This is a genomic window from Flavobacterium silvisoli (genome assembly GCF_004329815.1).
Classification (GTDB): Bacteria; Bacteroidota; Bacteroidia; order Flavobacteriales; family Flavobacteriaceae; genus Flavobacterium; species Flavobacterium silvisoli.
The window spans coordinates 18,842-42,329 of record NZ_SJPE01000002.1; the positions used below are offsets into that span (position 1 = coordinate 18,842).

The 23,488-nt window shown below is 41.8% G+C and carries 20 protein-coding genes and 1 riboswitch; of the genes, 3 read left to right on the forward strand and 17 right to left on the reverse strand.

Features of this window, described 5'->3' with window-relative positions; all coding sequences use genetic code 11:
- Positions 1-64: 64 nt before the first annotated feature.
- From kynU to EZL74_RS02460, 10 genes are all read right to left on the reverse strand, one after another.
- Positions 65-1,345, reverse strand: coding sequence for a kynureninase (kynU, locus tag EZL74_RS02415; protein WP_131475000.1), 1,281 nt, complete (start codon positions 1,343-1,345; stop codon positions 65-67).
- A 307-nt stretch (positions 1,346-1,652) separates the two neighbouring features.
- Positions 1,653-2,702 carry a tRNA preQ1(34) S-adenosylmethionine ribosyltransferase-isomerase QueA gene (gene queA, locus EZL74_RS02420; protein WP_131475001.1) on the reverse strand — a complete coding sequence of 350 codons (1,050 nt, stop codon included), beginning with the start codon at positions 2,700-2,702 and terminating at the stop codon, positions 1,653-1,655.
- Between the two features lie 128 nt (positions 2,703-2,830).
- On the reverse strand, positions 2,831-4,081 hold the full coding sequence (gene aroA / locus EZL74_RS02425; RefSeq protein ID WP_131475002.1) for a 3-phosphoshikimate 1-carboxyvinyltransferase: 1,251 nt from the start codon (positions 4,079-4,081) through the stop codon (positions 2,831-2,833).
- Positions 4,082-4,141: 60 nt separating this feature from the next.
- Positions 4,142-4,468, reverse strand: a complete 327-nt coding sequence (locus tag EZL74_RS02430; RefSeq protein ID WP_131475229.1) for a nucleotide pyrophosphohydrolase — start codon at positions 4,466-4,468, stop codon at positions 4,142-4,144.
- 290 nt (positions 4,469-4,758) lie between these two features.
- Positions 4,759-5,244, reverse strand: a complete 486-nt coding sequence (locus tag EZL74_RS02435) for a hypothetical protein (RefSeq protein ID WP_131475003.1) — start codon at positions 5,242-5,244, stop codon at positions 4,759-4,761.
- Positions 5,245-5,553: 309 nt separating this feature from the next.
- Positions 5,554-6,006, reverse strand: coding sequence for a D-aminoacyl-tRNA deacylase (gene dtd / locus EZL74_RS02440; protein ID WP_131475004.1), 453 nt, complete (start codon positions 6,004-6,006; stop codon positions 5,554-5,556).
- A 2-nt stretch (positions 6,007-6,008) separates the two neighbouring features.
- Entirely contained in the window at positions 6,009-6,992 is a 984-nt protein-coding gene (gene rsgA, locus EZL74_RS02445; protein WP_131475005.1) for a ribosome small subunit-dependent GTPase A, read from the reverse strand.
- A 131-nt stretch (positions 6,993-7,123) separates the two neighbouring features.
- The gene (locus EZL74_RS02450) at positions 7,124-7,648 is read right to left on the reverse strand and encodes a hypothetical protein (protein ID WP_131475006.1); all 525 of its coding nucleotides are present in this window, start codon (positions 7,646-7,648) and stop codon (positions 7,124-7,126) included.
- A 109-nt stretch (positions 7,649-7,757) separates the two neighbouring features.
- Complete coding sequence (locus EZL74_RS02455; RefSeq protein WP_131475007.1) at positions 7,758-8,840, reverse strand: bifunctional 3-deoxy-7-phosphoheptulonate synthase/chorismate mutase type II; 1,083 nt, start codon at positions 8,838-8,840, stop codon at positions 7,758-7,760.
- A 91-nt stretch (positions 8,841-8,931) separates the two neighbouring features.
- Positions 8,932-9,855, reverse strand: a complete 924-nt coding sequence (locus EZL74_RS02460) for a M20/M25/M40 family metallo-hydrolase (protein WP_131475008.1) — start codon at positions 9,853-9,855, stop codon at positions 8,932-8,934.
- 121 nt (positions 9,856-9,976) lie between these two features.
- Between EZL74_RS02460 and gldA the strand changes: the two genes are divergently transcribed.
- Complete coding sequence (gene gldA, locus EZL74_RS02465; RefSeq protein WP_131475009.1) at positions 9,977-10,876, forward strand: gliding motility-associated ABC transporter ATP-binding subunit GldA; 900 nt, start codon at positions 9,977-9,979, stop codon at positions 10,874-10,876.
- A 27-nt stretch (positions 10,877-10,903) separates the two neighbouring features.
- Here the strand turns inward: gldA and EZL74_RS02470 are convergent, their stop codons facing one another.
- Positions 10,904-11,665 carry a head GIN domain-containing protein gene (locus EZL74_RS02470; protein ID WP_131475010.1) on the reverse strand — a complete coding sequence of 254 codons (762 nt, stop codon included), beginning with the start codon at positions 11,663-11,665 and terminating at the stop codon, positions 10,904-10,906.
- A 9-nt stretch (positions 11,666-11,674) separates the two neighbouring features.
- On the reverse strand, positions 11,675-12,763 hold the full coding sequence (locus tag EZL74_RS02475; RefSeq protein ID WP_131475011.1) for an acyloxyacyl hydrolase: 1,089 nt from the start codon (positions 12,761-12,763) through the stop codon (positions 11,675-11,677).
- 169 nt (positions 12,764-12,932) lie between these two features.
- Here EZL74_RS02475 and EZL74_RS02480 point away from each other — a divergent pair, with 169 nt between their 5' ends.
- On the forward strand, positions 12,933-13,184 hold the full coding sequence (locus EZL74_RS02480) for a hypothetical protein (protein ID WP_131475012.1): 252 nt from the start codon (positions 12,933-12,935) through the stop codon (positions 13,182-13,184).
- On the opposite strand, the gene metF is transcribed toward EZL74_RS02480, so the two are convergent.
- From metF to EZL74_RS02495, 3 genes are all read right to left on the reverse strand, one after another.
- The gene (gene metF, locus EZL74_RS02485; protein WP_131475013.1) at positions 13,181-14,137 is read right to left on the reverse strand and encodes a methylenetetrahydrofolate reductase [NAD(P)H]; all 957 of its coding nucleotides are present in this window, start codon (positions 14,135-14,137) and stop codon (positions 13,181-13,183) included. The genes EZL74_RS02480 and metF overlap by 4 nt on opposite strands.
- A gap of 67 nt (positions 14,138-14,204) precedes the next feature.
- The gene (gene metH, locus EZL74_RS02490; protein WP_131475014.1) at positions 14,205-16,883 is read right to left on the reverse strand and encodes a methionine synthase; all 2,679 of its coding nucleotides are present in this window, start codon (positions 16,881-16,883) and stop codon (positions 14,205-14,207) included.
- Entirely contained in the window at positions 16,883-17,872 is a 990-nt protein-coding gene (locus EZL74_RS02495) for a homocysteine S-methyltransferase family protein (RefSeq protein WP_131475015.1), read from the reverse strand. The genes metH and EZL74_RS02495 overlap by 1 nt, the downstream gene beginning before the upstream one ends.
- Before the next feature lie 210 nt (positions 17,873-18,082).
- A riboswitch (SAM riboswitch) is annotated at positions 18,083-18,188 on the reverse strand.
- A 243-nt stretch (positions 18,189-18,431) separates the two neighbouring features.
- On the opposite strand from EZL74_RS02495, the gene metK reads away from it, so the two are divergent.
- The gene (metK, locus tag EZL74_RS02500) at positions 18,432-19,682 is read left to right on the forward strand and encodes a methionine adenosyltransferase (RefSeq protein ID WP_131475016.1); all 1,251 of its coding nucleotides are present in this window, start codon (positions 18,432-18,434) and stop codon (positions 19,680-19,682) included.
- A gap of 112 nt (positions 19,683-19,794) precedes the next feature.
- Here metK and EZL74_RS02505 read toward each other — a convergent pair whose 3' ends face one another.
- Together EZL74_RS02505 and EZL74_RS02510 are read right to left on the reverse strand one after the other, a co-directional pair.
- Positions 19,795-22,539, reverse strand: coding sequence for a carboxypeptidase-like regulatory domain-containing protein (locus EZL74_RS02505; protein ID WP_131475017.1), 2,745 nt, complete (start codon positions 22,537-22,539; stop codon positions 19,795-19,797).
- Positions 22,540-22,560: 21 nt separating this feature from the next.
- Entirely contained in the window at positions 22,561-23,460 is a 900-nt protein-coding gene (locus EZL74_RS02510) for a GLPGLI family protein (RefSeq protein WP_131475018.1), read from the reverse strand.
- Between the last annotated feature and the right edge of the window lie 28 nt (positions 23,461-23,488).

Sequence of the window (23,488 nt, forward strand, 5' to 3'; positions counted from 1 at the left end):
TTTAACGATCACTAAGATTTCGGCAGCTATATTTCAATTATAAACAATCTGAAAATCCGAAAATCTATTTAGAGATAATTCCTTTTTTCAATATTTGCCCAAATTCATACATGTCTTCATACGAACAATAGAATGGTGCCGGTGCTAATCGGATGACGTTCGGTTCACGCCAGTCGGTAATCACACCGTTTTTCATTAAATACTCGAATAAAGCTCGGCCTTGTCCGTGTAAAAAAACAGAGAGTTGGCAGGCACGTTCTTCCTGATTGGCTGGGGTTATGATTTCAAATTCAGTTCCCTGAATTTCATTGTCGATTTCGTGTAAAATAAACTCTAAATAGGCCGTTAATTGATTTCTTTTTTGAATCAATTTGGACATGCCTACTTCGGCAAACATTTCTACTGAAGCTAAATAAGGTGCCAAAGATAATATCGGCAAATTACTTACCTGCCATCCATTGGCTCCTACGATTGGTTCATATTGGGGTTCCATTTTGAAACGACGTTCTTTGTTGTGTCCCCACCAGCCACCAAAACGCGCCAGTTCTTTATTTGCATGATGTTTTTCATGTATGAAACAACCTGAGGCATTACCCGGTCCTGAATTCATGTATTTGTAACTGCACCAGGCCGCAAAATCAACGTCCCAGTCATGGAGTTGCAATTCGATATTACCGGCAGCATGTGCCAGATCGAAACCAACTATGGCACCGGCTTTATGTCCGGCTTTGGTGATGGTTTTCATGTCGAAAACTTGTCCTGTATAGTAATTCACACCTCCTAACAAAACCAAGGCCAACTCATCGCCTACTTCTTCTATTTTGGCTAGGATATCTTCTAAACGGATGTTGTGTTCGCCTTCTCTTCTTTTGATTTCAACGATGGCTTCTTCGGGCTTATATCCGTGAAAATGTACTTGTCCCTGAAACATGTATTGGTCCGAGGGAAACGCTTTTTCTTCGCAAATGATTTTGTATCGTGTTTTTGTTGGGCGATAAAAGGATACCATGAGCAAATGTAGATTTACCGTCAGTGTGTTCATCACCGTTACTTCGGATGGTTTTGCTCCTACCAATTTACTCAACGGTTCGGCAAATCGCTCGTGGTAATCCCACCAAGGTTTTTGGGCGTAGAAATGACCTTCGACGGCAAGATTGGCCCAATCGTTCATCACCTCATCTACGTATTGTTTGGTTCTTTTGGGTTGCAGTCCAAGGGAGTTTCCTGTAAAATAAATTACATTTTTACCGTTGTGCTGCGGGAATATAAATTCGCTTCTGTACTGTTTTAATTCGTCTTGTGCGTCGAGTTGCTGAGCAAATTCACGTGTATTTTGAAAAGTCATGTGTTGTGTATTTTGAGGCGTAAAAGTAGAAAAAAGAGAAAAGAAGAAAGAAGAAAGAAGAAAGAATTTAACATTAGATTGTTTTTAGCCCTGATGATTTGATGTTAAGAGGAGGACTGCCGGTGGCAGTCAGGTATTTTTAATTTTCCTGAGAACAAGGAACCTGAAAATAGTCCCGATAGGAGCTGGCTACCGTGTAGCGCGGATAGCGGGAGCATGCTTCCTGGAAAAGAAAATGCAGTGCTCCTAAAAAAAAATCCCGCCTTATGAGAACAAGACGGGATTTTCGGTGTGAGTTATATAATCCTTACAGGATTAACATGGCATCGCCATACGAGTAGAAACGGTATTTTTCTTTGATGGCTTCTTCGTAGGCTTTTTTCATTAAATCGTGTCCGCAGAATGCCGAAATCATCATCAGTAAAGTAGATTTTGGCGTGTGGAAGTTGGTCACCATACAATCGGCGATGCTGAAGTCGTAGGGTGGAAAGATGAATTTATTGGTCCAGCCTTCGTAAGGATTCAAGGTTTTTGCTGAGGAAACCGAACTTTCGATGGCGCGCATTGAAGTGGTTCCGATGCAACAGATTCTTTTCTTTTTTTCTTTGGCAGCATTGACAACATCACAGGCTTCCTGAGTGATGATTAACTCTTCCGAATCCATTTTGTGTTTAGACAAATCCTCAACTTCTACCGGGTTGAAAGTTCCCAGTCCTACGTGAAGAGTAACTTCGGCAAAATTGATTCCTTTGATTTCCAAGCGTTTCAAAAGGTGCTTCGAAAAGTGTAAACCGGCTGTTGGTGCGGCTACCGCTCCTTCTTCTTTGGCATAAATGGTTTGATAACGCTCGGCATCTTCTTCGGTTACTTCGCGGTTGATGTATTTCGGGATGGGGGTTTCGCCCAATTCGGTTAATTTTCTTCTGAATTCGGTATAAGAACCGTCGTATAAGAAACGTAAGGTTCTTCCGCGGGAAGTGGTGTTATCGATTACCTCTGCCACTAACGAATCGTCATCGCCAAAATACAATTTGTTACCGATACGGATTTTACGTGCCGGATCGACCAATACATCCCAAAGACGTTGTTCGGCATTTAATTCTCTCAATAAGAAAACCTCGATGCGTGCACCGGTTTTTTCCTTGTTACCGTACATACGTGCCGGGAATACTTTGGTATTGTTGAGAATCATCACATCGCCATCATCAAAATAATCGATAATGTCTTTGAATAATTTGTGTTCGATGGTTTTAGTTTTTCTGTCAACGACCATTAGCCTTGATTCGTCTCTGTTTTCTGCCGGAAACTCTGCCAATAATTCGGCCGGCAGATTGAAGTTGAAATGCGATAATTTCATAAATGTAATTTAGGATTTAGAATTTAGGCATTGGGATTTTGAACCCAAAGCTAAAACGGCTGCAAATATACTATTCTGAGATAGGCGTTGTCAAGCAAAAGAGCTTTTATTTTTACAAAGTCTTGTGATCAGGGCTGTTCAGTGATTTGAAATCCAATACTTTTCAAGTCTTCCCAAAAAGAAGGATAGGATTTTGAAACCACTTCAGCTTCTTTAATGATGATATTGGTTTTCAGGGCTAATGGCGCAAAGGCCATAGCCATACGGTGGTCCTGATAGGTATCGATCGCTATTCCATCATTGATTTTGGCGGACGGTGCTATGCTGATACTGTCATGAGTTACCGATACTGAGGCACCTAACTTCATCAGTTCGTTTTTGAGTGCTTCCAACCTGTCGGTTTCTTTGATTTTGAGCGTGTGCAAGCCGGTCAGTTGGCAACCTATTCCCAAACCAAAACAGGTAACAGCTAGGGTTTGTGCTATATCAGGGGAATGATTGAGTTGATGGTGGATGGTGGATGGTGGATGGTTCGCTACTTTTTGCAAAACAATACTGTTGTTTTGGAAGTGGGTTTCTACTCCGAAAGTTTTATAAATCTCAGCCAAAACACTATCACCCTGTAAACTGTTTTTTTTGTAACTCGACAAGGTGATTTCGGCACCAATTTCGGACAGGGCTACTATCGAATAGAAATAAGAGGCGGAGGACCAGTCGGATTCAACTCTTATAGTTGTTGGTTGTTGGTTGTTGGTTGTTGGTTTGATTAGTATTTTGTTTTCGACAAAAGACGTTTGGACACCCATTTCATTGAGCAAAGCCAAGGTCATTTTGATGTAGGGCAATGAGGTGATTGGGCCTTGCAAAGTGAGTGCTAAACCATTCTCAAGTTTGGGTGCGATAAGTAATAATGCTGAAATGTACTGGCTACTGACATTGGCCGAAAGGGATACTTTGTTTTCTGTTAGCTTTTTCCCCCGAATGCGAAGCGGCGGAAAACCTTCTTTTTTTTCATATACTATTTCAGCTCCCAATTGGCGCAGGGCATCTACCAAAATTTGTATCGGGCGCTCCTGCATGCGGGCAGAACCGGTCAGTACGACTTCTTTTCCTTCCTGAATGGCAAAATAGGCGGTCAGAAAACGCATGGCGGTGCCGGCGTGGCTAATATCTATAATTTGGTTGTTGGTTGTTGGTTGTTGGTTGTTGGATAGAGCCATTGCCATCACTTCGGAATCATCAGAATTGGAGGTGTTTTCCAAAACCAAATTGGGATATAACGCCTGCAACAGCAACAGTCGGTTGGTCTCAGATTTAGAGCCGGAAATTGAGACTTTGGATTGCTGATTGATTTTAGAGGCTGCTAAAAGTAAATCCATTTTAGTGATGATTAACCCTATCAGGGTTTAAAACCCTGATAGGGTTTCGGTTGAAATACGTTATTTAAGTTTTTCGTTATTGTGATGACGGTCGTGATCGCGCTTGGTTTTGAGATTCATTTTTTTATCAAAAGCAGCTTGGAGGTCAACCCCGGTTTGATTGGCCAGGCATAACACCACAAAAACCACATCGGCCAATTCTTCGCCCAGGTCTTTGTTTTTATCGCTTTCTTTTTCTGATTGTTCGCCATAACGGCGGGCAATGATACGGGCCACTTCGCCCACTTCTTCAGTCAGTTGAGCCATATTGGTGAGTTCGTTAAAATAGCGTACTCCGTGGTTTTTAATCCAGTTATCTACTTCTTGTTGGGCGTTTTTTAGGTTCATGGTTTTAAGGTAAATGGTGAACTCAACAAATATAAATAATTGTAGCGTGGTGAATGGTGAATTGTGGTTGGTTTTTCCTAAAAACCCCATGTTTTAGGTTAGGAACCCCAAACTTGGGGTCCTTAGCCTCAAAAATGGGGTTATGGCATCCATAGTTGGGGTTATGAACGTCAAACTTGGGGTCTAGAACCCCAAATATGAGGTCTTGAACCTCAACTATGAGGTATAAAAAAACGTTCCGCCCCACTGGGGCGGAAAGAATGTGGTATTTGGAGTAAACAAAAGATGTTCTAAGGGGTGGGTGTGTCAGGGTTTCGTCGTGCGCCTGTTCGATTAAAGAACTGAGCTACTTCGTCAATTTTTACCTGATACCCCGGTTTGTTGCCTCCTGCTTGATATTGGCTGTAGCCATAATCTTTGAGGGCATCAGTATAGTTATCAAAATCATGAAGAATTTTTTTGTTCTCCAATCCTTCTACTATACTTTTTAGCTTGTTGATGAGGGATTCGCAAAATTGACGCGATTGATAATCGTTTTCAAATTCTGACCAATCCACATCGGGGCTACTTAAATCAGGCTGGTTGGTTTTGTAATCTCTGATTTTGTTTACCACCAGCTTGTTTTGCTCGTTTACACTGCCATAACGTTGTCGGTCTTCTTTAGACAGACTTACTACATAATGTGCTAAAATAGTTTCGAGCGCATTCAATTTTTCTAAAGCTTCAGCTTTTTCGCCTTCACCAAAGTGATTGCTGTTTAAATTGTTTAAAAACATACTTTCTTTTTTAAGATTATTACTCCGTTAATACTTTAAAAGTAGAAAAATAATCTTATAAAAATAAGTTTTTGTAGTTTTTTTAACATAAAAACAAACAGGCTATCATTTCTTGTTTTTTTTAGAAAAATACCTTTTAATTTTTGGTTGTATAAATACTTCAGAAAAAGCCATTACAATTCCAAAATAACCCCCCATTCCTATTGCTTTGGTGAAATTTGTATTGCTTTCTGTGAAATAACTCAAGAGACCAAAGAGTAATCCAAAAATTAGAAATGCTGAAATAAAAGTAAATATTTGCTGTTTCACTTATTCTTTATTTTTAGTATCAATCACTATCGTCACCGGTCCATCGTTGAGTAACGCTACTTTCATGTCGGCGCCAAACTGACCGGTTTGTACTTTTTTGCCCAATTCGTTTTCCATTTGTTTAATGAAAGCTTCATACATTGGGATGGCCACATCGGGCTTGGCCGCTTTGATGTAAGAGGGGCGGTTTCCTTTTTTGGTAGCGGCATGCAGGGTAAATTGGCTAACAATTATTATGTTGCCGTGGGTGTCTTTCAAAGATAAATTCATGACTCCTTCAGCATCGCCAAAAATTCGAAGATTAGCAATCTTGGCCGTCAGCCAATCAATATCCTCCTTAGTATCGGCTTCTTCTATGCCTAGCAGCACCAATAATCCGCTTTGAATTTCAGCCACTTTAACCCCTTCAATGGTGACAGAAGCTTCGGAAACACGTTGTATGACGGCTCTCATGCTTACTCTGATTTTCTGGTTTGGTCACTCGCAATGCGGTCATCATTATATACATCCTGACGGTAATGTTCATCATCGCCTTCGAGTATTTTGAGATAACTGTTGTAACGTGACCAGGCTATTTTATCTTCTTCGAGTGCTTTTTTGACAGCACAATGCGGTTCCTCTTTGTGCAGGCAATTATTGAATTTGCATTGGTCCTTCAACCTAAAAAACTCCGGAAAATAGTCACTTACTTCACCGGGCTCCATATCTACAATTCCAAATCCTTTGATTCCGGGCGTATCTATGATTTTGGCCCCAAACGACAAGTCGTACATTTCGGCAAACGTGGTGGTATGCTGTCCTTGTTTGCTTTGCTCGGAGATGTGTTTGGTTTTTAAATTGAGCTGCGGCTCTAAGGCATTGACCAAAGTAGATTTCCCCACTCCCGAATGCCCCGAAAACATGGAGACCTTTCCTGTCATCATGGCTTTTAATTCCTCAATCCCTTTTTTTTCTGTTGATGAAATTCGCAAACATTTATACCCAATTTCAGAATAGATGTACTGCAAATACAATTGCTCATCGAGCATGGTTTCATCAAAAGTATCGATTTTGTTAAAAATCAATACCGCTTCGATGCCATAAGCTTCAGCAGTAACCAGAAAACGATCGATAAAACTGGTGGTTGTAGGCGGGTTGTTGATGGTAATCAGCAAAAAAACCACATCTATATTAGAGGCAATAATGTGAGTTTGTTTGGATAAGTTAACCGATTTGCGGACAATGTAGTTCTTACGATCGTGAATGTTGTAAATCTGTCCTATAACCTCATCTGTCGTGTGATCTAATTCAAAATCTACCACATCGCCCACCGCAATCGGATTGGTGCTTTTGATGCCTTTCATACGAAATTTACCCTTGATGCGGCATTCAAAAACTTGGTGATCATCGGTTCTTACGGTATAAGAACTTCCGGTAGATTTATAAACGAGTCCTGTCAAAATAAATTGTGAATTATGAATTGTAAATTATGAATGACAAAGGTAAAAAATTGAACTTGTTATTACAGCTAAAGTTGTGTAATAAAAAAAGTTGCCTTTTCGGGCAACTTTTTTTATCATTTTGGCAGGACTTAGTATTTGTATCCCACTCCGGTTTTGATGTTTTGAGACCCCCCTAAGCCGTTTGAAGTGGCTCCTACAGTAGCTTTATCAGCCATCAACAACACAAAGGGACACCCTTGTTTTGCGGCATCCATTTTGATTTTTTTCGAGGCTTTTTTATCTCCTGTGTTACCGGTTTGGAAATTAATCAAACCTGTTTTTCCGCGTACTTCACCCACTTTTTTCAATCCGGCGATGTAGCCTTTGTCCTCAAGGATTACTACTTTTTCCCAATCGTCTTCTCCGTTGATTACGATTTTTTCGGTAATGTCTTCTTGTCTTTTGGTTTTTCCGTAAATTACTTTTTCCACGGCATACTTACCAATAGTGTTTTCGGCATCTTCACCATCGTACTTAAAAACAATCGTGTACTCGTCAAGGCGAATAACTTTACCTTCTACTACTTCGCCACTGTGCTTGTAGATTTTGTCTAATTGTGCATTTGCTACATTCAAGCCTAGCGCAAACATCACTAATAAAATGATTTTCTTCATTTTGTAATAAAAATTTAAATTAACAAATAGGTTTCTTTTTTATTGTTGCACAATGATACAAAAAAAACCTACTAAATATAGTAGGCTTAAAAATTTTAAAGAAAGTTTTTTATCCGTTTATGATTTTTTCCTGATGGCTGATACTTTCTTGGTGTATGGCTTTGAAGAGTTTCAGGATGAATTCTTCGCTCAGTCCTTTCTCTTGTCCTTCGAGTATCATTTTCTCCAACACTTCATTCCAGCGTTTGTTTTGCAACACGGCAACGTTATGCTTTTTCTTCAAAGCACCTATTTGCTCCGCGGCCTTCATTCGTGAACCCAAAATTTGTAAAAGTTTACTATCGGCGATATCAATTTGCGAGCGCAGTTTTCCCATTTCCAGAGTATAGTCATCAGCTTCAACAGTTGTTTTTTTTACTCTGAGATCCTTACAAATTTTCTTTAATGCGGTGGGCGTTACTTGTTGTGCGGCATCGCTCCAGGCATGTTCGGGATCGATGTGTGTTTCAATCATCAATCCGTCATAGTTCAAATCTAAAGCTTGCTGCGACACTTCCAAAATCATGTCTCTCCTGCCTGTAATGTGTGAAGGATCGCAAATCAACGGCAAATCAGGAAAACGACTCTGCAATTCGATGGCCAATTGCCATTCGGGTATGTTGCGGTATTTAGTTTTTTCGTAAGTTGAAAACCCTCTGTGAATGACGCCCAGCTTTTTAATTCCGGCGTTATACAATCGTTCGACACCTCCAATCCACAACGACAAATCGGGATTTACGGGGTTTTTAACCAAAACAATTTTATTGGTTCCGCGCAAAACATCGGCAATTTCCTGAACAGCAAAAGGGTTTACCGTGGTTCGGGCTCCTATCCACAATACATCAATGTCATGTTCCAAGGCTAATTTTACGTGTGCCGCATTGGCGACTTCAACCGCCATTAACAAACCGGTTTCGGCTTTGGCCTTTTGCAGCCACTTCAGCCCAATGGCACCCACACCTTCAAATCCGCCCGGACGGGTTCTGGGTTTCCAAATACCGGCACGAAAAATACTGACATCGGAATTCTTTAATTCGTGGGCTATTTTCAGCACCTGCGCTTCGGTTTCAGCACTGCAAGGCCCTGCAATAACCAAAGGATGCGTCAACTTAAAATCATCCAACCATTTTCTGTTTTCTGTAGTGATGTTCATGATACTTTGTCGCTGATAACTGTTTATTGAATTCTCTTGGCAAAAATACAACCATAAGTTTTAGAAAACACAAAAAACAGCGTCGTTTTGCTTACATCTTAGTCACCCGGCTTGGTGTATCTGTTCCGTTGATGATACTTTGCGAACTGAGGGCTATGGCTTTGATTATTTCAGTCATGTTATCCAAATCAAGAGTACTCACCTCATCACTCGGTTTGTGGTAATTAGGTTCCGAATCCATTTTAGATGTCGAGATGGTATGAGCCGGCACCCCAAGTGCCGCCAAACGGGCATTATCAGAACGGTAAAACAAATGTTCCTGCGGATACGGATCGGGATAGAATTTGAAATTGGTATCTTTTAAATTCTTTTGCAGTATGGTGCCAAAATCAGATTTTTCAAAACCCGTTATGTAAGCCGAATTCTTTTTCCATTTGCTTTCGGTTCCTATCATTTCAATGTTGAACAGTGCCATCACCTGATTAGGGTTGATGTTTTCAGAAAAAAAGGAAGAGCCGTAACCTCCTTCTTCCTCTCCGGTAAAGGCCACAAAAATAATGGTGCGTTCGTTTTTGTCGAGTTCTTTAAAATATTTGGCCAATGCTATCACTGCAGTAACTCCTGATGCGTCATCATTAGCTCCGTTGTACACTTTGTCTTCACCGCTTTTTGTCATCCCCAAATGATCAAAATGAGCTGAAAACACCACGTATTCCTCGGGTTTTGATTTTCCTTTCAACACTCCTATTACATTGTTGGCGGGCCTTCCGGTTTCTAAAAATTCCTGACGGTAATTCTTCAAATCGCCATAGTAAGACAGTCCAATGGTCTTAAATTCCTTTTCAATAAAAGCAGATGCCCGCTCTATACCTTCGGAGAAAATTTTTCTGCCTTCCATTTGGTCAGAAGCCAATTCGGTTTCAATTCGGATTACTGCTTCTTTTGAAATAATTGGCTTTACCTGTGCTTGAGCCCAAAAACCAAAGGAGAGGAGTAGTAAAAGATACTTTTTCATTTTTGCTTATTTTATCGTAAATATAGGAATCAAATTCCTAACTAAAAAGAAAGTTAATCTGGGCAGAAAAACCATCAATTAATTCAATTTCTATTTACATTTGCGACAAATAGTTTAGTTTATGTCGATAGAAGTTCAAAATATTTCCAAAAGCTACGGTGCTCAAAAGGCATTAGACCAAGTTTCATTTTCCATCAGAAAGGGAGAAATAGTTGGATTCCTTGGTCCCAACGGTGCCGGAAAATCAACCTTGATGAAAATATTAACCACTTTTATCCATGCTGATGAAGGCACAGCTGTGGTCAACGGAAACGATGTAAACGAATCTCCCATCAACGTGCAAAAATCGGTAGGGTATTTACCGGAACACAATCCGTTGTATTTGGATTTGTATGTGCGTGAATACTTAGCTTTTAATGCTGATGTATACAAAGTAGCTGCGTCACGCATAGAAGAAGTCATCCAACTGACCGGATTAACACCGGAAAGCCACAAAAAAATAGGACAATTATCCAAAGGATACCGCCAACGTGTCGGCTTAGCCACTGCACTTTTACACAATCCCGACGTGCTGATTTTGGACGAACCTACTACCGGATTGGATCCGAATCAATTGGTAGAAATCCGCAACGTGATTAAGAATGTCGGAAAAGACAAAACCGTTTTTCTCTCAACCCACATCATGCAGGAAGTAGAAGCCATTTGCGACCGCGTCATCATCATTGATAACGGAAAAATAGTAACCGATAAACAACTGGACAAATTGGTTGCCGAGGAAAAAGAACAAATCATTGAGGTAGAATTTGACAAAGCAATTTCAGTCGATTTATTGGCTCATTTACCTAACATCAAAACATACCAAAACACGGCTGATAATCTTTGGCTACTAACCTTCTCTACCGATACTGATATGCGTCCGACGGTATTCGACTTTGCACACGATAACGGTTTAAAAACACTGCAAATCAGTTTGAAAAATAAGAATCTGGAACAAATCTTCCGAGAAAAAACCAAAAAGTAAAACTGCAGAAAGTCTTTTATTTTCTAATTAAGGATAGACTACACTTCCGTAAAAAAGAGTCTGTACATCTACTACGGGCGGAAGGTTTTTCAATATAAGATTGCCGGTACTGTTGAGGATTCCGTGAATGCTTTGTATCGGATGAACAATCATATCATTAGAGCCTCTATGATAAACCGCAATGTGCTGTGCCGTCAGATTTTGCGCTTCTATCCTGCCATCTCCGAAATAAAAATTGAAATTTGCTGTCGTAATTTGACCCGAAAGATAAAAACGGGAAACATTATTATTGTTCACGGTAAGTGTTGCATTACCATCGTTGTTGTCAACCGCAAAAATAAAATCACCTGTTCCCGCCCCCGATTCTCCGTCGGCATCTTTGTCTAAAGCAGTGAGCGTCAAATTAGGATACGTCACTATACCATTAGAACTGATATTCCGATCTGTTTTTGAATAAACTTCTTCCAATGTTGGAGTGGTAATCAAAATTTTGGTTTTGCCGTAAGCTCTTACCCAATTACAACTGGTTTCGTCTTTAAAGACAAGTTGGTCACCGTATTGTTTAACTTCTACATTGTCTATAAAATTGGCGCCGGCTTCAATCTGTACTTTGGTTTCGGCTCCTTGGGTTACAACCACTTCAATACCTCTGTATACTTTGATTCGTTTGAATGGCTGTACCTCAACCTCTTTAATCACTGTGACACCACTGCTTTCAATACAATCGCTAGGTTTTTCACACGCGTTGAACACCGAAATAAGCACCAGGAAAAGCAACAACTTTTTCATCTTTTTCTTTTATAATCTGACCCCAACACCAAACTCTAACGCCTCTGCCAAAAACATGTGCGTCTTCACGGCAAAACTGGCAAAAATCTTGTCGGTCGCATAATATTTCATGCCCACACGGTCGTAAATGGCGATATCTTTTTTAAAAGGCTGGTACACATAATACCCCACTTGGGCTTCGAGCGAAACCCTGTTGATAAACAATTCATGTCCCACAAAAACGCCCACCCGTTTATAATCGGTATCGGCGGCTATATTCTTTTCGGGATAGGCTACCGAGTAGTATTTGATGTAATCTTTGAAGGAATTGGTCAGAAACAATTCGGTCCCCAACTGCAACGCCGATTTCCTATTGAGGCGTTTATCGACATAAAACCCAATGTGGTAAAACGGTCGTTGCCCACTGTGAATAATAGGACTTTCATTAATGCCACTACGCAAAACAAAATTGTAACGAATCGGCTCCCGATACGATTGCTGGACCACTACCGTGTCATTAACAATAGCTTTCTCTTCACTGAAATTGTAATTTACACCCAAGTTCAGCGAATAAGTATTGATTCCGCTGTTAGGCGATTTTACCCTACCGTTCGAATAATGCGCAAAAAAAAGTCCGGCATGAAAACCTAGGTGTTTGAACAGCGTTTGATTAGTATACGTCAATCCAAAATTGGTATTGTCTAAAATCTCAGTCCCGAAAGCCTTATTCTTGCTGTTAGTTTCTTTATCATACGGATTGGTCACCACGGCAAACCCCTGTGCCAGTCGGAGTTGCAACCTTCTTTTCCAAAAATAAAAATTGTAAAAGCCTCCCGCAGCATAAGAAACCCCCAAAGGCTGACTCTTAAAATCCTGATACAAAAAATAGCCCCCATAATCCGGATAATTAAATGCCTTGTGCCATTCTTTCTGCCCGTGGGTTTTCACCAAAAAACTCAGCATCAACCCTTCCGGATGCCCGTTAATCAAATGATACATATCTTCTTTATGCGGCAAAACATTCCCGCGCAAAGCCGACACCTCAAGACTGTACGTGTCATTTTGCTGCGCCGTAACGATTCCCGAAACCCATAAAAGAAAAAAGCAAAAACGTCTCATTCAAAAATTTAAAGCGCACAAATATAAGGTAATATCTCAAGGAGCGAAGGGTTCGGGCATTTTTAACATCCTTGTTCCCGCTGTACGCACTACACGGTAGTTGCTCCCATCGGGGCTAGTGGGGAATGGTCTTTTGTACAATATAAGTATCTTTGAAAAAAAAGAGAACATGAAAAATCTGAACAAAAAACTAATCATAGCAGTCATCATCGAACTAACGGTATTGGTTTCCTCTCTGATTTTAAACAGCTCATATTTTCTTTTGTGCATTTTAGCCGTATCCTTAACCAATAGCATAGCTATCATCCTCCTGCTGAAACACAAGCCCAAATACTACCGATTTGCCATAGTGGGATTATTTCTCTTTTCTTTACTCCCTGTACTATTGGCTCTCTATCTCGTAAACCAAATTCACGGTTAAAATATCGAAGAAGCAATTGATTTAATATTGCCGGCCTTACCCATAGAATAGTAATGCAATACCGGAATTCCGGCGGCTACCAATTCTTTACTTTGTTGAATACACCATTCTATGCCAATCTGTTTCACATGGTCGTTGTCTTTGGCTTTGACTACCGCCATGATTAAATCATCGGGCAGTTCCACGCTAAAACGGTGCGGAATCAAATTCAATTGTTTCTTGGTCGCAATGGGTTTTAACCCTGGAATAATGGGAACGGTGATTCCGGCAGCGCGGCATTTGTCTACAAAATCAAAGAATTTCCGGTTGTCAAAAAACATTTGGGTAATGATGTAATCGGCACCATTTTTTATTTTTTGTTTCAAAAAGTAAATATCACTGTCCAAACTCGGCGCCTCCATATGCTTCTCCGGATAACCGGCCACCCCAATACAGAAATTGGTGCTGGCAGAGTTTTTTAAATCCTCATCCAAATAAATTCCGTTATTCAAATTACTGATTTGCGTAACCAATTCGGTGGCGTATTCGTTTCCTTCCTTCTCCGGACGAAAATAAGTTTCGGTTTTCAGCGCATCGCCACGCAAGGCCACTACATTATCAATCCCAAGGAAATCCAAATCAATCAACAGATTTTCGGTATCTTCTTTGGTAAACCCGCCACACAAAATATGCGGAATAGCATCGACATTGTATTTGTTCTGAATACCGGCACAAATCCCCACTGTCCCGGGTCGTTTTTTCACGATTTTCTTTTGCAGCAAACCGTTGGGCAACTCCTTGTACTCGTACTCCTCGCGGTGGTACGTTACATCAATAAACGGCGGGTTGAATTCCATCAACGGATCAATGCTGTCAAAAATCGATTGGATATTCTGCCCTTTCAAAGGCGGTAAAATTTCGAACGAAAACAAGGGTTTTCCGTTAGCGTTTGCTATATGTTGGGTTACTTTCATTTCAATTTATGAGTTATAAAATTATGAGTTATGAGTTAATAACTCTGAAATCTAAAATCGTTAATCATCAATCTGCAATATTAGGACTGAGCCATTTTGTGGCCAGTGTTGTACTTATGTTTCTTCGTTTGGCATACGCTTCAACTTGGTCATTTTTGATTTTACCCAAACCAAAATACTTGCTCTGCGGATGCGCAAAATAATACCCCGAAACTGATGCTGCCGGCCACATGGCCATGCTTTCGGTGAGTTTGACGCCTATTTTATTTTCCACATCCAATAATTTCCAAATCGTTGGTTTCTCCAAATGATCGGGACACGCCGGATACCCGGGTGCCGGGCGGATTCCTTTGTAGGCTTCATCAATCAATTCCTGATTGGACAAACGCTCCTCTGAAGCGTAGCCCCAAATTTCTTTTCGGACTTTCAGATGCAAATATTCGGCAAACGCTTCGGCCAACCGATCCCCAAGGGCTTTAACCAAAATCGAATTGTAATCATCCAATTGCTTTTCGAATTCGACTGCTTTTTCATCGACACCAAAACCGGTGGTTACACAAAAACACCCGACATAATCCTGCTTTCCGCTTTCTTTGGGCGCTATAAAATCGGCTAAAGCCATGTTGGGAGCACCGGCGGTTTTTTGAGATTGTTGACGAAGGGTTAAGAAAGTGGTTGGTGGTTGATGGTTGGTAGTTGGTTGAACCTCGATATCATCATCGTTAATGGTATTCGCAGGGAAAATCCCGAGGATGCCTTTGGCGGTAAACCATTTTTCAGCAACAATTTGATGGAGCATTTTTTGTGCATCAGCAAATAGATGGGAGGCCTGTTCGCCCACCACTTCATCGGTCAATATGGCCGGATACTTCCCGTACAACTCCCACGATTGGAAGAACGGCGTCCAATCGATAAAATCAACCAACTCGGACAGCTCAACGGATATGGTTTTGGTCCCGATGAAATTGGGTTTCACGGGAGTAAAATTATTCCAATCCAGTTGTAGTTTATTGGCCCTGGCTTCTTCTATGGTAAGGTAATTTTTTTCTCTGCTTCTGTTCAGATAGCCTTCTCGCAGTTTATCGTATTCGGCCCGAACCGTGTCGGCGTAATCCGCTCTCGTTTCGGCCTGCAATAAATTGCTGGCTACGGTTACCGCACGCGAGGCATCGTTGACATGCACTACGGTTTCCTTATAAGCCGGGGCGATTTTTACCGCGGTATGCGCCCGAGAAGTGGTAGCCCCACCAATCATCACCGGAATTTTGAGGTTGAGTTTATCCATTTCTTTGGCCAAATACACCATCTCATCCAACGAAGGCGTAATCAAGCCGCTGAGTCCAATGATATCAACATTCTCCTTAACGGCAGTTTCTATGATTTTTTCAGGAGGCACCATCACGCCTAAATCGATGATTTCAAAATTGTTGCACGCCAATACCACCGAAACTATGTTCTTGCCGATATCGTGTACATCGCCTTTTACCGTGGCCATCAATACTTTTCCGGCTGATGACGATTTTCCGTCTTTCGAAGCTTCTATATAGGGCAATAAATAGGCCACCGCTTTTTTCATGACACGAGCCGATTTGACAACTTGCGGCAGAAACATTTTACCGCTGCCAAACAAATCACCTACCACATTCATCCCGTTCATCAAATGGTTTTCGATGACTTCAATGGGTTTGGTTACCGAAAGGCGGGCTTCCTCTACATCTGTTTCAATAAACTCGTCGATTCCTTTGACTAACGAATGGGTCAATCGGTCCTGCAAGGAATGGTTGCGCCACTCTTGTACCGCTTTTTCCCCCGACTTCGATTCGCCTTTATAGCTTTCGGCCAATTCGAGCAAGCGCTCGGTAGCATCTTCTCTTCGGTTTAATAAGACATCTTCCACATGTTCCAAAAGTACCGGATCGATTTCATCATAAACCTCGAGCATCTCCGGATTGACAATTCCCATGGTCATCCCGTTTTTAATGGCGTGGTACAAAAATGCCGAATGCATGGCTTCTCGTACTTTGTCATTCCCGCGAAACGAAAACGAGACGTTGCTCACCCCACCCGAAACACCGGCATATGGCAGGTTCTCTCGTATCCATTTGGTGGCCCTGAAAAAATCAACCGCATTCAACTTGTGTTCTTCCATACCCGTAGCTACCGGAAAAATATTGGGGTCAAAAATGATGTCTTCCGCCGGAAAGTGGACTTCATTGACGAGGATATCGTAACTCCTTTTACAGATTTCGATGCGGCGTTCGTAAGTATCGGCTTGACCTTTTTCATCAAAGGCCATCACAATGACGGCGGCACCATAGCGCTTGATTAATTTGGCATGATGCACAAACGCTTCCTTGCCTTCTTTCAAGGAAATGGAATTCACGATGCCCTTCCCCTGAATGACTTTCAATCCGGCCTCGATAATTTCCCACTTGGAGCTGTCAATCATGACCGGCACACGGGCAATATCGGGTTCGGCAGCAATCAGGTTGAGGAATTTGGTCATGGCGTGTACGCCGTCTAACATTCCTTCATCCATGTTGACATCGATGATTTGCGCACCTCCTTCTACTTGGTTGCGGGCTATATCGAGGGCTTCTTCGTATTTCTCGTCTTTAATCAAACGCAAAAATTTACGTGAACCGGTTACGTTAGTGCGTTCTCCAACGTTAATGAAATTAGATTCCGGAGTAACGATTAACGGTTCTAATCCTGATAATTTTAAATATTTTGTTGCTTCCGCCATTATATCGTTTCTAAAATTTGTCTTGGTTTGAATTGTTTTGCCACTTCGGCAATCGCTTTGATGTGTTCCGGAGTCGTGCCACAACAGCCGCCTATGATGTTGACTAAATTATCCTGTAAATACTCTTTGATTAGGGCTTGCATTTCCTGTGGGGTTTGATCGTATTGCCCAAAAGCATTGGGCAAACCGGCATTGGGATGTGCGGAAATATTCAAAGTGGTGTTATGGGCTAATCTTTTTAAATACGGTTTTAACTGGTCGGCACCAAGTGCACAATTGAAACCAACCGATAACAGCGGAATGTGCTGGATAGAAATCAAAAAAGCTTCTACGGTTTGCCCCGAGAGGGTTCTGCCTGAGGCATCGGTAATGGTGCCGGAAACCATGACCGGAATATCCAAGTTGCGGGTTTCTTTGACTTCTTCGATGGCGAATAAAGCCGCTTTGGCGTTGAGCGTATCGAAAATGGTTTCGACCAAAAGCACATCACAACCACCGTCAATCAGGGCTTCAACTTGTTGCTTATAGGCCATGCGTAACTCGTCAAACGTTACCGCCCGAAAGCCCGGATCATTAACATCGGGGCTCATGGAGGCGGTACGGTTGGTTGGTCCTATGGAACCGGCCACAAAACGCGGTCGGTCGGTGAATTCATCGGCTACTTCACGGGCGATTTTGGCGGATTGGTAATTGAGTTCGTAGACCAAATCTTGTAAGTGGTAATCGGCCATACCGATGGTGGTGGCTGAGAAGGTATTGGTTTCTACGATATCTGCACCGGCCTGAAAATACAAGCGGTGTACCGTTTTTACGGCCTCGGGCTGGGTGATGGAAAGCAGGTCGTTGTTGCCTTGCAACGGATACGGAAAATCTTTGAAGCGCTCACCGCGAAAATCGGCTTCTTTGAATTGATTGCGCTGCAGCATGGTTCCCATGGCTCCGTCGAGGACCAGGATTCGTTCTTTGAGTGCGTCTTGAATTTTTGACATAACAATTTGGTTGTTGGTTGCCGGTTGATGGTCATCTGAGCCGACAAAAAATCAATACAATTTATAAACTAGCCCCGATTGGCGGCGCTACCGTGTAGCGCAGAAAGCGGGAACAGGGATTGCCGGAAATGCGCAAGCCATTCGCTCACACTTTGGCAAGCTCAGTGTAATAAAATCGTAAGGTATCAGGAAAGTTGTGAGAATATCTCGTGGTTATCTTTTCCCGTCATTGACGAGATAGAATGTAGCACCTTCTACGGGTGTAGGGTTGCTAAGCTTTCATAGGGTCTATTCCCTCCGGCTTTCGTGATAACGAACAATAAAATTATGAACGGGGCAAAGTAACGGCAGAGAATTGGTTTTTGCAAATGATTTAAAAAAAAGTGAATAACAATTTGCAATTCAATTTGATTTTATACATTTGCAACCGAAAACAAGAGGAAAAATTTGAACTGATTGCAACCTCGTTAAAAAATGCTAAAGCAGCAACCCTCCTTTAGCTTAACCGGCAATTTTCACTTTTTCTTCGATACTTTTAATATTAAATTAAACTATAGTTATGGCTTATTTATTTACGTCGGAGTCGGTTAGTGAAGGACATCCGGACAAAGTGGCAGACCAGATTTCTGACGCGTTAATTGACAACTTTTTGGCGTTTGACCCGGAATCAAAAGTAGCTTGTGAAACTTTGGTAACCACAGGTCAGGTAATTTTGGCCGGTGAAGTAAAATCGAATACGTATTTGGATGTACAACAAATTGCCCGCGAAGTTATCCGCAAAATAGGATATACCAAAAGCGAGTACATGTTTGAAGCCGATTCTTGTGGGGTTTTATCAGCCATTCACGAACAATCGGCCGACATTAACCAAGGGGTTGACCGTGCCAGCAAAGAAGAGCAAGGCGCCGGCGACCAGGGAATGATGTTTGGGTATGCTACCAATGAAACCGAAAACTACATGCCGTTGGCTTTGGACTTGTCGCATGCCATTTTGATTGAGTTGGCCAACCTGAGAAGAGAAAACAACGAAATCAAATACTTGCGCCCCGATGCTAAATCTCAGGTTACTTTAGAATATTCTGACGACAACAAACCGGTTAGAATTGACGCGATTGTGATTTCGACGCAACACGATGATTTTGCCGCTGAAGCAGAAATGTTGGCCAAAATTAAAAGCGATTTGATTTCGATTTTGATTCCGAGAATTAAAGCGAAATACCCACAATACGCCCATTTATTCAATGACGATATTACGTACCATATCAACCCAACGGGTAAATTCGTTATTGGTGGACCTCACGGCGATACCGGATTAACCGGAAGAAAAATCATCGTGGACACGTATGGTGGAAAAGGGGCTCACGGTGGCGGGGCGTTTTCGGGGAAAGACCCATCCAAAGTAGACCGTTCTGCGGCGTATGCTACCCGTCATATTGCTAAAAACCTAGTAGCTGCCGGATTGTGTGATGAAGTGTTGGTGCAGGTATCGTATGCGATTGGAGTGGCTAAACCCACTTCTATCAACGTAGTGACTTATGGAACTTCTAAAGTAAATATGACTGACGGAGAAATCAGTAAAGTGATTGAAAATGTATTTGACATGCGTCCTTACTTTATTGAGCAGCGTTTGAAATTGAGAAACCCGATTTACAGCGAAACCGCTGCTTATGGCCACATGGGACGTAAGTCGGAAACAGTGACTAAAACGTTCCAATTGCCGAATGGCGCGCCAAAAACCGTTGAAGTAGAATTGTTTACTTGGGAAAAATTGGATTACGTAGATAAAGTAAAAGCGGCTTTCGGGTTGTAATCTGAAAGATTCTAATAAATAAAAAACCACGCAAAATGCGTGGTTTTTTATTTTAGCCCCGATTGCAGCGGAAATCCTCGAAGAGATTGCAGCGGAAAGCGGGAAACAGCTCCTACAAATTATATTTCAAACTGAACATCACGTAACGCGGTTGTACGCGGTATTGCGAAGTTCGTGTGGAGAATTGTGAAAAACTGTCGTCGTTAAGGGAAGTCGTGTTCAGCAAATTGGTAGCCGAGATTTTGTACTCCCATTTGCTGTCTTTAGTCTTTTGATAAATCAAGCTGGCCGACAGGAAATCGTACTCGTTTTCTATGGATTTGTCTTTGTTGTAATAATGATAAAACTCATACTCGGTCACGAAGGAAAAGCTTTTCAGGAAGAAATAATCCAACGTAACCGTGGGTCTATCGGTAAAGAATGTGTCTATCGGGTAATCATTTACCGTATAGCTGTAGCCCAACTCGATGTTGGGCAGCTTCTTGAAATTGGTCGAGGCTTTTATCGTATAGGTTTGGCTGAAACTTTCGTTGGTAGTCAACACATCTTGCAGGGTATTGCGGTCGATTTGAATGTTGTTGTATTTGGACCAGTTCAAATTGGCGCTCAACGACGCTTTGTAATATTTGAAAAACGAACGGCCGTAACTGCCAAAGAACATCAAAGTTTCATCGGCAAAATCAGAATTGTACGGTGCCGAAATTTGATTCACATTGGTAAAGAAAGCTCGGGTTTTGACAGCCTCCATGGTGCGGTTATAGCTGGCGAAGGCCGAAATATTTTCAAAATTGAACATATTGTACTTGAAATACCGCAAGGAATGCGATTGCTGTATCGCGTTTTCCAAAGTACGGTTACCGCGTGACAAACTGTTGTAATTGTTTAGAACAAACCCTTCGGCCAAGCGACTGATGTCGGTAAAATTGTTGGTAAACGAGAAATTATACGTCAGGCTTTCCGCTTTTTTGATTTGGTAAATGGCCAAAAAATCGGGCAACACTCTCGTGAAGTTTTGCGTGTAATTGGTTCCCGACTGTTCGTTGTTCAGGGCATACGTGTGTAAACTCACCCCAGGGGTGAAAGTAAATTTCCCGCTCAGGATTTTATAATGCAATCCCAAAAATGCGTCATTGAAACGGTAATTAACTTCGTTGGTATTTTGCGGACTGTTCAAATCATTGCGGGTGCCGTTGTCCAGAATTTGGTATATGGACGAATTGAAATTTTGGTGCGAAAACGTATTTCCCAGTGTAAGGTTGATGTTGCTTTTGGGTGTCAGCATGTAGTAATAATCCAACTTGGTGTCGAGCTTGTTGGTTTTTACAAAACGGGTTTGGCTCAAATCGGTTCGGTTTTGGGAATCGTCGTATCCCAAAGCATTGCCCATAGGAGAGACAAACGGATCAGACCCAAGATTGGCGTTGTAAAACGGATTTTCGTCCTGATACAAATGCTGTATTTCCAGAGCAAAGACATTCTTTTCTGAAGCGGTATAGTAAAAACTCAGGTTCTGATTAACCGAAACCGGATCTTGTTTTTTGTTGGTAAACACATTTTCTGAATTTGAAGCATTGTTTTCATCAATGGTTTCGCGCAACAGCGAATTGTCTTCGTCCTGTTTTGAAAATTTGGCTAAAATGTCGTAATCGAATTGAAAATTAGTATTGGGTTTGTAACTTGAACTCAGCTTGAACAAGCCTAAGTTGCTCTTTTGGTGGGCTACTTCGGTACGGTTTTCTGTGGAAGCTACTTCGGTGGAATTTTCATTTAAATAGTTAGTTCGCGTTTTGGTTTCCAAATCGGTTTTGGAAGACGACAAGATCGCAAAACCGCTCAAACCCCAGGACTTGGTTGGATTATACGAAAAATTGGTCGCGCCGAAGTTGGTGTCGATTTCACTGGCGCGGTTGTTTCGCAAAAGCGAAATGCCCAAATCGTTGCTGGAGATATTGAAACTCGAACCGCCTTTGGCCATCATGTTTCGGAAACCGCCGGTCATTTTGAAATAATCCTGAATGGTCAGCGGCAATTCGCCTATGTTATTCACGTTAGTGATGACATTAAGACTGTATTTCGGGCTGTAATAAAACAGTTTCGGATTGACATTGTAGCGGTCAAATTTTCTTTCGGGACGAAAACCGCCGGCAGCAGTCACATCGCCAAACCAGAAGTTCTTTTTGCCTTCTTTGAGTTTGATGTTCATCGCCACGTTGTCCTGATTGTTTTCAACGCCTTTGAGGATGGAATTTTCATTGTAATTGCGCAATACTTGTACTTTATCAATCGCATCAGCCGGAATATTTTTCACGCCGAGCTTGGTGTCACCGTCAAAAAAGTCTTTGCCTTCGACCATGAGTTTGGAAACTTTTTTGCCTTCGACTTCAACTTCGCCATCGGCGTTAACTTCGACACCCGGGAGTTTTTTCAAGACATCTTCCAGTTTTCTTTCGGTTCCGCTTTTGAACGAATCGGCATTGTATACAATTGTATCGCCTTTGATGGAAACCGGCATTTCTCGGACAATTTCTACGCCTTCCAATTCGATACCGCCACTTTCCATGGTGATGTTTTGGTTGATGTTATCCGATTGGGTCGTGAGGGTAATTTCTTTATTCTTCATGCCGAGATAACTCAGCTTGATGTTGTAGGTGGTGTTGGCTTTCAAATTCAACACAAATTTTCCTTTGTCGTTGGTAATCGCATACGCATCCATGGCTTTGGTACCTTGGTTCATGGCCATGATGTTGGCCATTTCGAGCGGGTTTTTGTTGCTGTCCTGAATGACGCCTTCAAAGCGAATGTTTTGGGCCAAAGAAAAAGTGCTGACGAGGAGTAATAGTGCCGTAATTTTTTTCATGAGAAAAGTCTAAAGCCTGAATTAATGTCCGAATCTCATTTGCATTCTATTACCTCCTTGCCCGTCATACATCTGACGCATCTCCTCCATTTTTTTGATGACCGTTTCGTCGTACTCTTTTTGCGAAACCACTTTGCCGTTGGTCGGTGCTTTGATATCAACCTTGTCTTTAGCATTCAACACCACTTTGGAACACAGTATCACGGTTTTGCCATCATTGACTTCCAAAATCAGCCCCGGCAATCCCCAATAACTCTCAGGGCCTTGACTGACCGGAATTTCGGGAGTGTACCAAGCCGTAATGGTGATTTCTTTGGGCAACTCGAAGTCGTCCATGAAATTGGTTTTTTTCTCTTTGTCTTTATCTTCTGTTTTAGCGGTGTCGTCCTTTTTATCGGCTTCCTTTTTGGGACGGAAATTTCTAAAATCGGACTGGCTTACCGGGCGTACCGCTGTAGCTTTGAAACAGTTGTACCCACCGATGACGCGGGTTTCCGATTCCATCTTCCAGTTGAGTTTCGGCAGCGAATCTTTCACCAAAAACTCTTTTCCCATAAACTCTTTATCTACCGTGTAACTTTTGTCTTTTACATTTTTATAGTAGGTGCCGCCACCGCCCATCATCGAACTCATCATTCGGAAACCACCCTGTTGGCCGGGAGCATCGAGTTTTTCTTCTTCTTTATAAATGGAAGCCGACTTGTCGAAATTGAGAATAAATGTTTTTTCAAACATTTTTTTCATGCGTTCTTCAATCATTTTCTGCATTTCGGGGGTGATTTCTTTATTGCCTTCAAATCGGGATTTAAAATCGGCCGTGCTGGTTTTCGATTCATAAACGGCCATGCCCTGAAAATCTTTTTGAGCATTTGAAGTCAGATAAACCAGAAGTAGTGTGAAAGTGAGGATGATACTTTTCATTGTTAAGTGTTTTTGATAGAGCAAATAT

Excerpts from the sequence above, each read along its gene's own strand:
- kynU (WP_131475000.1), bottom strand. The coding sequence starts at position 1,345 with ATGACTTTTCAAAATACACGTGAATTTGCTCAGCAACTCGACGCACAA.
- queA (WP_131475001.1), bottom strand. The coding sequence starts at position 2,702 with ATGAAATTATCGCATTTCAACTTCAATCTGCCGGCCGAATTATTGGCA.
- aroA (WP_131475002.1), bottom strand. The coding sequence starts at position 4,081 with ATGGATTTACTTTTAGCAGCCTCTAAAATCAATCAGCAATCCAAAGTC.
- EZL74_RS02430 (WP_131475229.1), bottom strand. The coding sequence starts at position 4,468 with ATGAACCTAAAAAACGCCCAACAAGAAGTAGATAACTGGATTAAAAAC.
- EZL74_RS02435 (WP_131475003.1), bottom strand. The coding sequence starts at position 5,244 with ATGTTTTTAAACAATTTAAACAGCAATCACTTTGGTGAAGGCGAAAAA.
- dtd (WP_131475004.1), bottom strand. The coding sequence starts at position 6,006 with ATGAGAGCCGTCATACAACGTGTTTCCGAAGCTTCTGTCACCATTGAA.
- EZL74_RS02450 (WP_131475006.1), bottom strand. The coding sequence starts at position 7,648 with ATGAAGAAAATCATTTTATTAGTGATGTTTGCGCTAGGCTTGAATGTA.
- EZL74_RS02455 (WP_131475007.1), bottom strand. The coding sequence starts at position 8,840 with ATGAACATCACTACAGAAAACAGAAAATGGTTGGATGATTTTAAGTTG.
- EZL74_RS02460 (WP_131475008.1), bottom strand. The coding sequence starts at position 9,855 with ATGAAAAAGTATCTTTTACTACTCCTCTCCTTTGGTTTTTGGGCTCAA.
- gldA (WP_131475009.1), top strand. The coding sequence starts at position 9,977 with ATGTCGATAGAAGTTCAAAATATTTCCAAAAGCTACGGTGCTCAAAAG.
- EZL74_RS02470 (WP_131475010.1), bottom strand. The coding sequence starts at position 11,665 with ATGAAAAAGTTGTTGCTTTTCCTGGTGCTTATTTCGGTGTTCAACGCG.
- EZL74_RS02475 (WP_131475011.1), bottom strand. The coding sequence starts at position 12,763 with ATGAGACGTTTTTGCTTTTTTCTTTTATGGGTTTCGGGAATCGTTACG.
- EZL74_RS02480 (WP_131475012.1), top strand. The coding sequence starts at position 12,933 with ATGAAAAATCTGAACAAAAAACTAATCATAGCAGTCATCATCGAACTA.
- metF (WP_131475013.1), bottom strand. The coding sequence starts at position 14,137 with ATGAAAGTAACCCAACATATAGCAAACGCTAACGGAAAACCCTTGTTT.
- metH (WP_131475014.1), bottom strand. The coding sequence starts at position 16,883 with ATGGCGGAAGCAACAAAATATTTAAAATTATCAGGATTAGAACCGTTA.
- EZL74_RS02495 (WP_131475015.1), bottom strand. The coding sequence starts at position 17,872 with ATGTCAAAAATTCAAGACGCACTCAAAGAACGAATCCTGGTCCTCGAC.
- metK (WP_131475016.1), top strand. The coding sequence starts at position 18,432 with ATGGCTTATTTATTTACGTCGGAGTCGGTTAGTGAAGGACATCCGGAC.
- EZL74_RS02505 (WP_131475017.1), bottom strand. The coding sequence starts at position 22,539 with ATGAAAAAAATTACGGCACTATTACTCCTCGTCAGCACTTTTTCTTTG.
- EZL74_RS02510 (WP_131475018.1), bottom strand. The coding sequence starts at position 23,460 with ATGAAAAGTATCATCCTCACTTTCACACTACTTCTGGTTTATCTGACT.